The following is a 14,138-nucleotide window of genomic DNA, read 5'->3' on the forward strand; positions in this document are numbered from 1 at the left end:
CATAATGCACGACTCCTAAAATAAGTACTGCATACGAGCACTGATGCCCATACCTGAATCTTCATCACCTACCAGCGTAGAAGCACCGGCACCATCAACATCGCTGTAAATCAGGTTGCCCATAAATTTGATATCGCTGCTTAGGTAATATGATGTGCCTAATGTATAAGTGGTTACATCGGTACCTTGCTGTTTGCTGCTGGCGTTCATTTGTGACACACGTGCAACCAGCTCCCATGCATCTTTAATCCCTTTTGGTTGTACAAATAATGCTGAGCCTGCTTTGTAACGGCGCTGCTCACCGCCTAAGAAATAACTCGCCGAAACATGAAAGCCATCAAAACGCTCACCATCAAGTTCGTTGCTACTATCAACCGTATCGAGGTAACGGCTGGCATATTCAGCCTCTAGAGTGAATGCATTCGCTTGGTAGGCAAATTCAAGACCGCTTTGCGACATGCTATTTAGCGCTGCGGCTTCACCACCGACTGCGTAATCCACTAAGCGCACATTGGTTTCACGCACTTCACCACGGGCAAAACGAGCGCTCAAATCATTGTCGCCCATATCACGATAAGAATGCCAAGCACCTAAATGGATCACATCACCCGGCGCTGCACTTGACCAAGTTAAGCGACCTGTTACAGCCAATGTCAGTTTGTCATTTTCGTCATGGCCTGAAGCACCAAACGCATCGTTTTTGTAAACACCCACCGCGTAACGTAAGCCTGAATCTTTAAAGTATTGAGAAGCTGAGATACCCCAGCGGAAGAAAGGCGAGAAGGTGTTAGCAAGGGTGCTACGCTCAATGGTATTAATGTGTTTAGAACTGGTTAGCGCATTGAGCGACATGTCTTCACGGATTTTACCGGCTTTTACTTTTAAGCCGTTGTCGAATGCATAACGTACCCGCGCTAACACGATTTCAGCCGAGCCTTCAGAAAATTCGAGTAGTAATTTGTGATCCCAGTTACCATGTTCACTTTCAACATAAGTACGGATACGACGTGGGAAGAAGTCGCTGCCTCCAGCGCCATCATTGTCGGCATTGTAAGCACCGTCGAAATAGTTGTAATCAAGTTGCACGCGACCACCAAATTCTAGGTTGAAGCCGCTAGATGTTTTTAATGAATCCACTTCTTTTTGAAGTGCATCGAGTTGTTGCTGTAGTTGTTCAGTGTCGCTTTGTGCGAATGCTGATGTACTTGCTAACGCCGCTGCAACGGCTAAAGCGAGCTGTGTGTTACTTGCTTTCATGAATTACTCCACACCAGATTATAATTATTTGTTGTCGTTGATCGGCCTACTGCAAACGGCGATCTGGTTTGGAGCATAGTGTTAACGATAGATTAACGAAATGTTTAGGGGGTAAGTTGCATTGATGGTGATAAATGGCTTTTTGTTCATAAAACTCATGAACAAAAAGCACATTACTGGGGGTTAGTATAAAATCTAGGCAAATTAGCTGCTTAAAAGTCGCAAAACTAGCTAAAAGTCATCTCAGGAACGTCACCAGATACAATCAGCTTGCCCTGTGTTTTAGCAATAATCTCATCAACCGAAACACCCGGAGCACGCTCTAATAAATGAAATGCACCGTCTTTAATTTCTAAAAGTGCCAAATCGGTGATCACTTTATTGATACAACCAACGCCCGTTAACGGCAAACTACATTCGGTCAGCAGTTTTGATTCACCATGCTTGTTGGCATGGGTCATGGTACAAATAATGTTTTTAGCACCGGCCACTAAATCCATCGCACCGCCCATCCCTTTAACCAGCTTTTTCGGGATCATCCAACTGGCTATGTTGCCGTTTTGGTCTACTTCAAACGCGCCCAGCACGGTTAAATCAACGTGGCCGCCGCGGATCATGGCAAAGCTTTCTGCAGAGCTAAATATAGCCGCCCCCGTTGCAGCGGTGACCGTTTCTTTACCTGCGTTGATCATATCAGCATCAACTTGGTCTGCACTTGGGTATGGCCCCATACCGAGTAAACCATTTTCTGATTGCAGCATCACTTCGATGCCATCAGGGACATAATTAGCGACCAAGGTTGGAATACCTATACCTAAGTTAACGTAGTAACCATCCTGTAGTTCCATCGCCACGCGTTTAGCGATTTGTTCTCGTGATAATGCCATCAGCGTGCTCCTTATTGATTCTCTTGCTTAGTGGTAACTTTCTCGATGCGCTTTTCAAATTCACCTTTAATCACTCGGTCAATATAGATACCCGGCGTGTGAATTTGGCTTGGCTCTAGCTCCCCTGGCTCAACAATTTCTTCAACTTCAAGAACCGTAATTTTGCCAGCGGTTGCTGCCATCGGATTAAAGTTCATCGCCGTATGACGATAAATGCAGTTACCATAACGATCTGCTTTCCACGCTTTAACTATCGCAAAGTCGCCAGTAATGCTTGGCTCCAATAAATAGTCACGACCATTAATATTGCGGGTTTCTTTACCGTCAGCCACCGGTGTACCGACACCCGTTGCGGTATAAAATGCAGGAATACCCGCGCCGCCAGCACGCATTTTTTCAGCTAAGGTGCCTTGCGGTGTCAGCTCAACTTCTAGTTCACCATTTAATAGTTGCTGCTCAAATAACGCGTTTTCACCAACGTAAGAGGCAACCATCTTGCTGATTTGCTTGTCTTCAAGTAGCACCCCTAAACCAAAACCATCAACACCACAGTTATTCGATACCACGGTTAAATCTCGGGTGCCTTGACGTTTAATTTGCGCAATCAAGCCTTCAGGAATACCGCATAAGCCAAATCCACCGGCTATCACTGTCATGCCATCTTCAAGGCCAGCCATTGCTTCGCTATAACTTGTAACTACTTTATCAAAACCTGCCATTGGCTCCTCCTATTGTGCAGTCCAACCGCCATCAATGGCGATTGCTTGGGCGGTAATATTGCGTGCTGCATCGGCCATTAAAAAGCTAACGGTATGCAGGATCTCATCTAAGCCGATAAATGCTTTTTTCGGCATTGGTGCTAGCATAATTGTGTCGATCACTTGTTGCTCAGAAATGCCATGTTCTTTGGCTTGCGAGGCAATTTGTTGCTCCACAAGCGGCGTTTTTACATAGGCTGGACACACAGTATTAATCGTGATGTTGGCATCACCAGTTTCGAGTGCCATGGTTTTAGCAAAGCCGATTAAGCCATGTTTTGCAGCGATATAAGCCGACTTATATTTAGACGCCACCATGGCATGAATTGAGCCAATATTAATGATGCGACCAAAATCTTGCTCACGCATGCGAGGGAGTACCGCCTTGGTCATCATCGCCGGGCCAACGAGCATAACTTGCTGTAAGAACTGCCATTTATCAGCAGGAAAATCTTCAAGCTTCGCAACGTGCTGAATACCCGCATTATTAATAAGTACATCAATTGGCTGATTAAGCTCAGTGAAAAACTGCTCTATTGCATCACTATCAGCCACATTAAGCGCATACCCTTCGGCGCTACCACCTTGCTCAACAATGCCTGCCGCCGCTTGTTGTGCTGCTTGCTGATTTAAATCAGTCACAATAATAGTGTGACCTTGCATCGCCAGTTGCTGGGCAACATATAGACCAATCCCACTGGCTGCACCGGTAATTAAAACTGTTTTGCTCATCGGGTTACTCCTCTAAAAACTCACTGATAAGCTGCGCTTTCGGGGCGATTGAGAAAATGCCATCAAGGTGTCCCCAGCCCCCTTCAATTTCTGAAATCTCAACGTCTTTACCTGCCGCTTTCATGGTGTCAAAAACGGTGCGCATGTTTTCAGGGCGAAGCAGTAAGTCGTTCGTTGCGGGTAGTAATAATGTTTTGGCAGAGACATTTTTAAGTGCCGTTGTTAAATCGCTTTGCATACCAGCGGTAAATAGTTGTGATGCCCGGACCAAATAAAGTACATGGTTTGCATCTTGGGTTTTAGCTCGTGCCATTGCGCGCTGAGCGAGTACTTGGTTTAACTTAGGCAAGGTACGAATATCTTTTAATGCACCTTCATCCAATACATTAAAGTCAGGGAAGCTCGCGTTATAAATAATTGGATGCATCGCATCTTGCGTAATATTAAGCATGGTTGCCGCTAAACCATCTAACGGGCGCTCTTTGCCGTAGTAATTACCTTGCTGCCAGTTTTTATCTAGACGAATTGGTAACGCCCATTTTTCAAGTGCAGCGACTGTCCATGCATCCATCGTTGCAGCGCCAATCACATGAATTAAACGCTCTACTTTATCTGGGTAACGAGTTGCCCACTCAAGTGCTTGAAACGACCCCATTGATGCACCCATCACAGCATGTAACTTAGTGATACCTAGGTTGTCGAGTAAACGCTTTTGCACATTCACAAAGTCAGTAATCGTAACCACAGGGAAATCCAAACCATAAGGTTTACCTGTTTTTGGATTAGTTGACGCAGGGCCTGTGGTAATAACATTTTCATCATGCCAGTTGGCATTTACTAAAGTATCTGAGCTAATCACATAATATTTATTGGTATCGATAGCTTTACCTGGGCCGATAATCGCATCCCAATAACCCGGTAGGGCATCATCTGCTTTATATTTACCTGCGGCATGAGAAGTACCAGAGAAGTAATGAGTGATTAAAATCACGTTATCTTTATTGGCGTTTAGTTTACCGTAGCTTTCCCAGCCAATATCCACTTGCTCTAACGTCACACCAGACACGGTGGTAAAATCTTTTGTCGTAAAATGCTGCTTTTCCACCAGCATGGTGTCGGCTTTATTTGCAGCGCCAAACGCAGTGCTACTAAATACAACCAGCCATAGCAAAATTATTAATTTGGTTTTCATTGCTGTTCCTTAAAAGATAATAAAGAGTCCGAGTGCCAATGCGACACCGATAAGCGGAATGACCGCAGTCAGCGCTGCCATTGACCAATACGCTCGTTGATGCGTTTCTTTACAGATAGCGCGTATTGTTGTGACCACATAACCATTATGCGGCAAGGTATCGAGGGCTCCAGAGCTAATTGCCACTACTCGGTGCAGTTGTTCAGGGTTTACACCCATGTCTAAATAACCTGGTGCGACAAGGGGTAATGCAATGGCTTGCCCGCCAGAAGCAGAGCCAGTTAAACCAGCAATTACACTAACCGCAACCGCAGCACCAACCAACTCATTCCCCGGCATATGGGTCATCACATCGACAGCGGCGGTAAATGCCGGTGATACTTTCGCCACAGCGCCAAAACCAACCACAGCAGCGGTATTACCGATTGCCACTAAAGCGCCGGTTGTACCAACATCAATAGCGTTACCCATATCGTGAAAATGCTTAAAATTGATAATCACAATACTCAGTACACCACCAAGCAAAGCGACAATAAGCGCGGTTTGCTGCAGTACATCATGTAGCGTAAATGATAAAAGCAGCACCACAATCAGTGGGATCACACCCGTAATTGGATGCGGACGACGACGCTCAATAATGACAGGATCATCATCACGCGCTTCAAAGGTTTCGCCTTTAGCAACGGCTTTTTTGATCATCTTGTTCAACCAAAAGTAACCTGCTGTCGCCATGAAAATAGCGACCACTAAGCTCACTTCCCACGCTGCATAGGGTGACGTACCAAGGTGCTTAACCGGGATCCAGTTTTGAATTTCTGGCGAGCCTGCCGAAGTCATGGTAAAGGTCACCGAACCAAATGCCAGCGTTGCTGGAATAAAGCGGCGCGGTAAGTTTGCATCTTTAAACAGACTTAATGCCATTGGATAAACGGAAAACGCAACAATAAAGACGCTCACGCCACCGTAGGTTAAAACAGCACAGGCAATCACAACCGCAAGAACGGCGTGCTTCATACCTAGTTTACCCACAATGTAGCTTGCAACACTGTCTGCAGCACCGGTGTCTTCCATGAATTTACCGAACAACGACCCCAGTAAAAACATAAAAAACCACGCACTTAAGAAGCCTGCAAAGCCATCCATATAGGCGTTAATAAAGTTTGTATCTGCCGATACAGGGAAAATGGCCATGCCACTACTAAGTGCAACTAACAGTGCACAGATTGGCGCAGCGATAAATAAATTTACCCCACGCAGCGTTAAAATGATCAGCAGTATTAAACCGCCTAACAGTCCTATCATGCTCAGCATAGACATTCCTATAATTATTGTTATTACACAGATGAGGTGACATCGGAATAATGCTTTCAGTCTTACCCTAAGCGTTCAAAAAATACATAACACTAAGGTACTATCTGCTTTAAAAATAGCTTAATTGCTTGATAAATAAAGGGCTGTGACGGGTATAGCACTATGGTACTAATTCAATTTTTGCAACTATCTTCTACATTAATTGACAGGTGACACGGGCAAATCTTATTCAGTCTTCGGCAACATCGATGTGAGTGGCCATAAGACTAATGACAACAATAACAAGGAATACAACATGATAAAGCTTAACCCAAAAGTCGCGCCACTTACTCTGGCTGTATCACTTGCTTTGGCAGGTGTCAGTGCTCAAGCGGCAGAACAAGCCGAACCTGCAGCAAAAAAAGGTGAACTTGAACGTATTCAGGTAACAGCACGTAAAACTGTTGAAAACCTGCAAGAAGTGCCAGTCGCAGTCACTTCAATTGGTGCTGAAGAGCTGGCTGAAAATGGCATTGTCGTTATGACCGAAGTTCAGCAGTTCTCGCCAAATACCACCTTACAAGCAAGCCGTGGTACTAACTCTACAATTACTGCGTTTATTCGTGGTGTAGGTCAGCAAGATCCACTTTGGGGGTATGAGCCAGGCGTAGGTATTTATATCGATGATGTTTATCTTGCTCGCCCACAAGGTGCCGTGCTTGATCTGCTTGATGTGCAACAAATCGAAGTATTACGCGGCCCACAAGGGACGCTTTACGGTAAAAATACCATTGGTGGTGCAATTAAATACGTCACCAAAGAAATGAGCGGTGATGCTACCTTAAATATACAAGGCACTGTAGGTAGCTATAACCAAAAAGATTTAAAAATCACTGGCCAATTACCGATTGTTGACGAAAAACTTTACGTGGGTTTTGGTTTTGCAACGCTTAACCGTGATGGCTTTGGTGAGTTTTTAACATCGGCTCTTGATAACCAAGACCGCGAAAACTACAACAAAGACGTAACCGCAGCTCGTGTTACACTCGAATACACACCGACTGATGACTTATTCTTCCGCCTCGCGTGGGATAAAACAGAAGACAAATCAAACGCAAAAGGTGGTTACCGTTTACTACCAAGTATTCTTACTGATGCACCAGTTCCAGACAGCGTGTATGACTCATACACCAGCTTACCAACATGGAATAAAGTTGAACTTGAAGGCTACAGCCTAACTGCTCGTTGGGATATGACTGACCGCACTAGCATTAAATATATTGGTTCAAGCCGTGAGAGCTACTCACCAACCAATATCGACTTTGATAACACGTCACTGCAAATTTTCGATGTACCTGCTATTTACGATGATGAGCAAACGACTCACGAGTTACAGCTAAATCATCAAGGCGATAACTACAAATTGGTTTCGGGTCTTTACTACTATGATGGTGAATCTTGCGGTCAATTTGAGGCTATTTTGGGTATCTTAGGTCAAAGCCTAGGTGCTCCGGGTCTGACTCGTGAAGTAAGCGGCTGTAGTAACTCAAACAGTAAAGCAGCGTATATCCAAAGCTCGATTGATTTAACCGATAAATGGTCAATGACACTCGGCGCACGTTACACCAAAGACAAAAAAGAAGCGCAGGTTAACAATGGCCTAATCTTTGACATTGTTTACCCTGAATCAGGTTGGGTACCAGGTTACACTCGCCCAGAAGGTCAGCTTGTACCAACGGTACTCGATGATGAAGAAGAATGGTCACGCTTCACACCACGTGCTGGCGTTGAATACCAGTACAATCGTGACATCATGTTCTTTGCAAGTTATGCGCAAGGCTTTAAGTCAGGTACTTTCAATCCACGTGCAACCACTGCAGAGCCAGCTGCAAAGCCAGAAATCGTCGATTCATTCGAAATCGGTATGAAGAGTGAGTGGAACAACAACTTACGTGCAAACGTCACGTTATTCACCCTTGACCATAAAGACCGTCAATATATTTCGGTATTACCGGGCGATAGCGCAGCAGATCTGAACCAACGTTTAGGTAACATTGGTGAGTCAACCTCAGATGGTATCGAGCTTGAACTAAACTATGTTGCATCAGAATCACTCAGCTTTGATGCGTCAGTGGGTTACATCGATAGTAACTTCGATAACGTAATTGATTACGACCCAGAAACCGGTGAAGCATTCGATAAATCAGACCGCTTTACGGTATCAAACACACCTGACTTAACCTTTAACCTGGGTGCAACGTACCGTATGTACACAGAAATGGGTGACTTCGTTATCAATGGTAACTACTACCACAGAGGCGACTACGCGCTATTTGAAGAAGATAGCCTACTAACGCAAGATGCTTACGGTATTTTTAATATGGGTATTACTTGGTACAGCACAGATGGTCACTGGACGGCAGGTCTTTACGGTAAAAACTTAACGGACGAAGAGTACATGATTGGTGGTTACCAGTTCGTGGCACCGGATCCAACAGACCCAACAGATACCAGCAAATACACACCAGGTTTAGGTGGTGATAATACGCTAATTGGTTACTACGGCGACCCTCGCACTGTAGCCTTCACTGTTGGTTACCGTTTCTAAAATAGAATCTAAATCCTTGTGTGAGAAAGGTTTGTCTGAAACTTCCCCTCAGGCAAACCTTGTTTCAAAAGGCAAAATCACTTATAACATAACGCATTGGAGAATCGAGGGAATGTCTTTAGCTGTGAACACCATAATCGCCGATGATCACCCGTTATTTAGAAGTGCGCTGCGTCAAGCTGCCGCGACATCAGTGCCTGAAGAACATATTAAAGAAACCAGTGACATTGATGGTTTGTTTGCACTGTTAAGCGCTCATCCTGAGATTGAACTGATATTTTTAGACCTTACGATCCCAGGTGCAAATGGCCTGCAAGCCCTTTCGCAACTGCGTAACCACTACCCTGATATCTTGGTAATCATGGTCTCTGCCAATGAGACACCCGCCATAATCAAACAAGCGATGAGCCTTGGCGCTGCTGGCTATATTCCTAAGTCATCTTCTTTAGATGTTATTAGTGAAGCAATTAGTCATGTACTCAATGGCGACACTTGGTTACCACCTGAAGTGGATTTAACCGATGTGGTGATCAACGACGAACAAAGCGAATTTGCTCGTAACCTTGAAAAACTAACTCCGCAGCAATACCGCGTACTAGCGATGATTGCCGACGGTTTATTGAATAAACAAATCGCCTTTGAAATGTCGATTCAAGAAACCACAATAAAACAACATGTGTCAGCGATTTTACGCAAACTCAATGTTTATAACCGTACTCAAGCAGGCATTTTGTTTAACCAGCTTTCGCAGGTTGGCAAAATCGAAGAAAGCTAATTTAAGCATTCACTCCCAGTTTTAAAACTCGCTTTCCCAGTAGCGGGAAAAGCTCACGTTCCAAAAAACAAAAAGTTATTAATTTTCAATACCTTAATTTTTGGCACAAAATTCGCCTTAGCTATTCCATGATTATTTAAATTTATCAGTATCATGGATTTAGACAGCACACTAAAACGCAAACCTCAGCAATCAAAAGCTAAAAAATGGCTTATGGCTGCAGCCATTGGCGTGTCGGCTCTTGGCGCTTTAATGGTGTATCAATGGGCTACACCCACTGTAGTTGCTGCAAGCCAACTGCAAATAGCAACCGTAGAACAAGCCGATTTTGTGGTAAAAATACGTGGCTTTGGTCGTTTAAAGCCAAAGTATCAACGTTATTTAACCAATACCGACACCGCAATGGTCGAAGCTATCCATGTATACCCCGGCACTATCGTTAAAAAAGACACAGTGATTTTAAGCCTCGTCAACCCACAGCAAGCACAGCGTTTATCGGTCGCTCGGCTAGAACTTGCTCGCCAAAAAGCCAGTGTTAATGAGCAAAGAATTAACCAGCAAAGTGAACTACTTGAGCGCCAAGCAAATCTCGCCATATTAAAAAGTGAGCTGCAAAGTGCAGAGCTTAGAGTCGATGCTGAAAGCAAACTGATCGAGCAAGGGATTGTTTCAAGCCTCGATTACAAACGAAGCATGCTAAACGTTGCACAGCTTACAGAGCGCGTAAGTATCGAGCAACAACGCCTTGCACAGCTTAAAGAAATGCACTTACAACGTAGCAAAATACAGCAAGAACTATTAAGCCAATTTGAGCTTAATTATCAAGTTGAGCAACAGGCTTTTGATCAGCTGCAAATAACGTCAGGTATCGATGGCATGCTGCAAGAATTGAATGTTGAACTTGGCCAAAACCTCGTGCCGGGTACCCGCCTTGCGGTGGTTGGCTCAAATAAAGCACTCAAAGCAGAGCTAAGCGTTAAGCAAGCAGATGCCGAAAAAGTGGCACTCAATATGGCAGCGAAAGTAAATACTTTTAGCCAAGCAGACCACGGTGAAGTTGATGCCAAAGTCACCCGAATTGACCCTATTGTTACCGATGGCCGAGTTATTATCGAACTTGATTTACAAGGCACACTGCCCGCTAATGCTCGCCCCGATTTAAGCATCGAAGGCTATGTCGTTAGCAACATTATTCCCGATGCATTAACCATTAACGTGCCACAAAAAGCACAAGCACACAGCGAAGCCACGCTGTTTAAACTTAATCCAAATACCCTGTTAGCAACGCCAACCAATATCGAATTTGGTACACTCAGTGACAATCAAATTCAACTTTTGAGCGGTGCCACCGTGGGCGAACAGCTGATCATTTCAGACCTTTCTAAATGGCAGCATTTGGCAACAATAAAAATCGAACAGGACAGTTTATGAAAACCAATACGCTTATCTCATTAAACAAAATCGCCAAAGTTTATCGCGGCCAAAATGTTGAAACCTATGCATTAAAAGACATCAGCCTGAATATTAACCAAGGTGACTATATCTGCATTAGCGGCCCATCTGGCTGTGGTAAATCGACGTTACTGTCATTATTAGGCTTACTCGATAGCCCAACTGCTGGCGACTATTTCATTAAAGAAGTCGACACAAAAACCCTTGATATGGATCAGCAAGCTGAACTTAGAAACCTTCACATTGGTTTTATATTTCAGTCGTTTAACCTAATTGATGAATTATCGGTATTTGACAACGTAGCACTGCCGCTCACTTATCGAGAGCCAGCCATGAGCCCAAGCGAAATTGAGCTTGCTGTAAAACAAGCTCTTGATGAAGTTGAGATGGGCCATCGTGCTCAGCATAAACCAAACCAATTATCAGGTGGTCAGCAACAGCGTATTGCTATTGCCCGCGCATTGGCTGGCAAGCCAAGTATTTTATTGGTGGATGAGCCAACCGGTAACTTAGATTCAAAAAATGGTGATGCCGTCATGGACTTGCTTGATGAGCTGAATAAAAAAGGCACCACGATTTGTATGGTAACCCATGATTTACGTTATGCCGGACGTGCAAAGACGCAACTTAAATTGCTAGATGGTGAAATTGTTTCTTACTCTGAAGCTCGCCAAGCACCTAGCAGCGACACTGCTGAGCAAGTACTCGAAAGTGCTGAGGTGATGTAATGAAATTAACCAAAACACGCGCCCAACTGAGCTTAGCGTGGGCATCATTAATGAATGCACCGGGCTTTGTAACAGCAGTTATTGCAACACTTGCTTTAACACTGGCCACCTTATTTGTGGTGCTTAGCCTTGTTAACAGCTACTTTTTAAAGCCCCTTGATGTGTACGATGAAAGCCGCATGGTGGTGGTTGAGCAATCACTTACTTATGATGACTACGATGCTACCGGCTTTCAAAGCTATCAGTCGATGGTGCATTGGCTTAAGCATAATCAAAGCTTTGAACAAAGTATGATGATCAATGCGGGTGAGCAAATCTTTGCAAACCTAGATGGCGAACCGAAAGAGCCTGTGCTGTATGTTGGCGGCAACTATTTTGACTTATTAAACACACCATTTTTAATGGGACAAGGTTTTGACCTTGGAGAAACACTCGAAACTCCTGATGACCGCGTTGTTATCTCTGCTAACTTTTGGCGCAAGCATTACAACAGCGACCCGAACATTATTGGTAAAACACTTTCAGTCATGGCGGGTGAAACCGATTATGTTCACCGTATCGTCGGTGTTGTTGATGACTCATTCAGCCCTCCTTACATGTTTAAAGCAAGCGATGTTGAAGTATGGTTTCCATCAAGTGCGGACCGCCGCTTCTTTCACAATGATGATTGGCAAAGCCCGTGGACAAACACTTTTAAAAACCTAAAACTGATTGCCGTTTTAAAGCCTGGGGTCACCATAGATCAAGTTAAAGTCGATTTAAAACAGCAAATTGATACGGTTAAATCAGAGTGGCTAAACAACGGGGGGATCACCGATGTAAAACCTGAAGTAACTCCTTATCGTGACGTTGAGCTGGGTAATAACGATGACTTAAGCTTAATGATGTTAGCCGGTGCAGTAGGGCTACTGATTATTGCAGTACTGAATGTAAGCACTTTATTCTTCTCGCGCGCTCTTGCTCAACATAAAACCCTCGCCTTACAGGCGGTATTAGGCGCTAAACGCAGCACGCTATTTAAAAGTATCTTTTTACAGTCACTGATTTTAATGACCTTATCGGTAAGCATTGCGCTGTTTTTATCGGTATGGGGCATACGTTTATTTAAAGTACTAGCAGAAGGCCGACTGCCACTGGTTAATAGCTTGGCCGTGGATAGCACGTTGGTCATTGTTGCCATCATACTGTGTATTGCTCTTGCTTATATTTTCTCTGTAATTACAGCGCGTTTGGTGAATTACAAAACCCTAAATACGCAAATGCAGAACAGTGGTAAAGGCGGGGTTTCACAGGTATCTGGCCGTACAGTGCGTATTTTAATTGGTTCACAAATGTTTGTTGCCGCGCTGCTTGTGAGTTTTTCGGTGATGGTAGTGAGTAAAGCCATGGGCACGATTAACCGCCCACTCGGCAGTGATACCGAAAACCTATATTTTGCCAACCTTTTCCAGCCAAATAATCAGATGTCATTGGCGGAGCGCTACGAACATATGCTGCAATACAAGCAGGTTTTGCTTGATAGCCAAGGCATTGATGATGTTGCCTTGGGTCACAGCCCAGTATCAGCAAGACAAAATGCCAACACCCTGACTGATGTAAACGGTAAAAGCTCAATTTTCTTCCCTAGTCAGTGGGTAGGGCCTGATTACTTTGCGTTAGTTAACACCAAAATTCTCGCTGGCCGCACCTTTAGCGAACAAGCTATACGTGGTGAAACTAACGAGATACTGGTATCAGTCAGCGTGGCAGAGAACTTATTACCAGGCCAAGACTATCGAAATATTATCGGTAAGAGCTACCAAGGCTTAGAAGAAAAGATGTATGAAGTAGTGGGTGTAACCGAAGATTTTAATCACCCTAAATACTACGATGAATCGTTTGGTCGTCACATTTGGTGGCCAGCAACACCGTATAGCTACATGTTTACTATCAAAGCTTCTGAAGGCGTTAAGCTGACTAATAAACAAATACTTAATACGCTAAAAGAAAAGAACAGCGACCTAACCATGTGGCAGTTTAATGACCTGCAAGAAGAGTACGACAATTTACTTTATATGAGCCGTCTGACTGTGGTTCTGTGTAGTACCTTAGCGCTATTTACTCTATTATTAGCAGCAATCGGTATTTTTGGGGTACTGAGCTACAACCTGGGTCTGCGCCGCTATGAGTTTGGTATTCGGATGGCATTAGGTGCAAAAAAAGCACGCTTATTCAAGCTGATGAGTGTTGAAGCTATTATCCCTGTGCTCATTGGTTTTGCGGTTGCTCTCGCCGCGGTAATGGTGGGTTTTTACATGTTACAAGGACAGCTCATGTCTTGGCTGATACTTGATGTAAGACTGCAATTACTCGCTTGGAGTATAACCTTATGTATTGCGCTATTCGCTTGCTTTAGACCTTTGGTTTTACTGCTTAAAGCAAAACCTATGGCCGCACTACGTAACGATTAACAGCACAAA

Annotated in this window: 11 protein-coding genes; 5 read left to right on the top strand and 6 right to left on the bottom strand. The window is 44.2% G+C overall.

Annotated features, from left to right (window positions below):
- Window positions 1-15: 15 nt before the first annotated feature.
- The 6 genes from JIG37_RS02265 to JIG37_RS02290 form a co-directional block, all read right to left on the bottom strand.
- Window positions 16-1,257: a porin gene (locus JIG37_RS02265; RefSeq protein ID WP_138599087.1), complete on the bottom strand. Its 1,242-nt coding sequence runs from the start codon at window positions 1,255-1,257 to the stop codon at window positions 16-18.
- A gap of 227 nt (window positions 1,258-1,484) precedes the next feature.
- Window positions 1,485-2,144: a 3-oxoacid CoA-transferase subunit B gene (locus tag JIG37_RS02270; RefSeq protein WP_054562936.1), complete on the bottom strand. Its 660-nt coding sequence runs from the start codon at window positions 2,142-2,144 to the stop codon at window positions 1,485-1,487.
- Between the two features lie 11 nt (window positions 2,145-2,155).
- Window positions 2,156-2,863, bottom strand: a complete 708-nt coding sequence (locus tag JIG37_RS02275) for a CoA transferase subunit A (protein ID WP_063527828.1) — start codon at window positions 2,861-2,863, stop codon at window positions 2,156-2,158.
- 9 nt (window positions 2,864-2,872) lie between these two features.
- The gene (locus JIG37_RS02280; RefSeq protein ID WP_054552326.1) at window positions 2,873-3,634 is read right to left on the bottom strand and encodes a 3-hydroxybutyrate dehydrogenase; all 762 of its coding nucleotides are present in this window, start codon (window positions 3,632-3,634) and stop codon (window positions 2,873-2,875) included.
- 4 nt (window positions 3,635-3,638) lie between these two features.
- A complete protein-coding gene (locus JIG37_RS02285; RefSeq protein WP_199528619.1) occupies window positions 3,639-4,826 on the bottom strand; it encodes a homoserine O-acetyltransferase in 1,188 nt (395 codons plus the stop codon).
- Window positions 4,827-4,835: 9 nt separating this feature from the next.
- Window positions 4,836-6,137, bottom strand: coding sequence for a GntP family permease (locus JIG37_RS02290; protein ID WP_199528621.1), 1,302 nt, complete (start codon window positions 6,135-6,137; stop codon window positions 4,836-4,838).
- A gap of 295 nt (window positions 6,138-6,432) precedes the next feature.
- Between JIG37_RS02290 and JIG37_RS02295 the strand changes: the two genes are divergently transcribed.
- The 5 genes from JIG37_RS02295 to JIG37_RS02315 all read left to right on the top strand — a co-directional run bounded on the left by JIG37_RS02295 (window position 6,433) and on the right by JIG37_RS02315 (window position 14,129).
- Complete coding sequence (locus JIG37_RS02295) at window positions 6,433-8,724, top strand: TonB-dependent receptor (protein ID WP_199528623.1); 2,292 nt, start codon at window positions 6,433-6,435, stop codon at window positions 8,722-8,724.
- A 112-nt stretch (window positions 8,725-8,836) separates the two neighbouring features.
- Window positions 8,837-9,499, top strand: coding sequence for a response regulator transcription factor (locus tag JIG37_RS02300; RefSeq protein WP_054552322.1), 663 nt, complete (start codon window positions 8,837-8,839; stop codon window positions 9,497-9,499).
- 153 nt (window positions 9,500-9,652) lie between these two features.
- Window positions 9,653-10,930 (top strand): HlyD family efflux transporter periplasmic adaptor subunit, encoded by a 1,278-nt coding sequence (locus tag JIG37_RS02305; protein WP_199528625.1) that lies wholly within the window; start codon window positions 9,653-9,655, stop codon window positions 10,928-10,930.
- Window positions 10,927-11,679, top strand: a complete 753-nt coding sequence (locus tag JIG37_RS02310; protein ID WP_130050224.1) for an ABC transporter ATP-binding protein — start codon at window positions 10,927-10,929, stop codon at window positions 11,677-11,679. Before JIG37_RS02305 ends, JIG37_RS02310 begins: the two co-directional genes overlap by 4 nt.
- On the top strand, window positions 11,679-14,129 hold the full coding sequence (locus JIG37_RS02315) for an ABC transporter permease (protein WP_199528626.1): 2,451 nt from the start codon (window positions 11,679-11,681) through the stop codon (window positions 14,127-14,129). Before JIG37_RS02310 ends, JIG37_RS02315 begins: the two co-directional genes overlap by 1 nt.
- Window positions 14,130-14,138 lie beyond the last annotated feature (9 nt).

Source organism: Pseudoalteromonas sp. bablab_jr010 (assembly GCF_016464105.1).
Classification (GTDB): domain Bacteria; phylum Pseudomonadota; class Gammaproteobacteria; order Enterobacterales; family Alteromonadaceae; genus Pseudoalteromonas; species Pseudoalteromonas simplex.

Bases quoted from the DNA above. Each gene is read 5' to 3' on its own strand.
- JIG37_RS02310 (WP_130050224.1), top strand. From the start codon at position 10,927: ATGAAAACCAATACGCTTATCTCATTAAACAAAATCGCCAAAGTTTAT.
- JIG37_RS02290 (WP_199528621.1), bottom strand. From the start codon at position 6,137: ATGCTGAGCATGATAGGACTGTTAGGCGGTTTAATACTGCTGATCATT.
- JIG37_RS02270 (WP_054562936.1), bottom strand. From the start codon at position 2,144: ATGGCATTATCACGAGAACAAATCGCTAAACGCGTGGCGATGGAACTA.
- JIG37_RS02305 (WP_199528625.1), top strand. From the start codon at position 9,653: ATGGATTTAGACAGCACACTAAAACGCAAACCTCAGCAATCAAAAGCT.
- JIG37_RS02315 (WP_199528626.1), top strand. From the start codon at position 11,679: ATGAAATTAACCAAAACACGCGCCCAACTGAGCTTAGCGTGGGCATCA.
- JIG37_RS02275 (WP_063527828.1), bottom strand. From the start codon at position 2,863: ATGGCAGGTTTTGATAAAGTAGTTACAAGTTATAGCGAAGCAATGGCT.
- JIG37_RS02295 (WP_199528623.1), top strand. From the start codon at position 6,433: ATGATAAAGCTTAACCCAAAAGTCGCGCCACTTACTCTGGCTGTATCA.
- JIG37_RS02265 (WP_138599087.1), bottom strand. From the start codon at position 1,257: ATGAAAGCAAGTAACACACAGCTCGCTTTAGCCGTTGCAGCGGCGTTA.
- JIG37_RS02285 (WP_199528619.1), bottom strand. From the start codon at position 4,826: ATGAAAACCAAATTAATAATTTTGCTATGGCTGGTTGTATTTAGTAGC.
- JIG37_RS02300 (WP_054552322.1), top strand. From the start codon at position 8,837: ATGTCTTTAGCTGTGAACACCATAATCGCCGATGATCACCCGTTATTT.
- JIG37_RS02280 (WP_054552326.1), bottom strand. From the start codon at position 3,634: ATGAGCAAAACAGTTTTAATTACCGGTGCAGCCAGTGGGATTGGTCTA.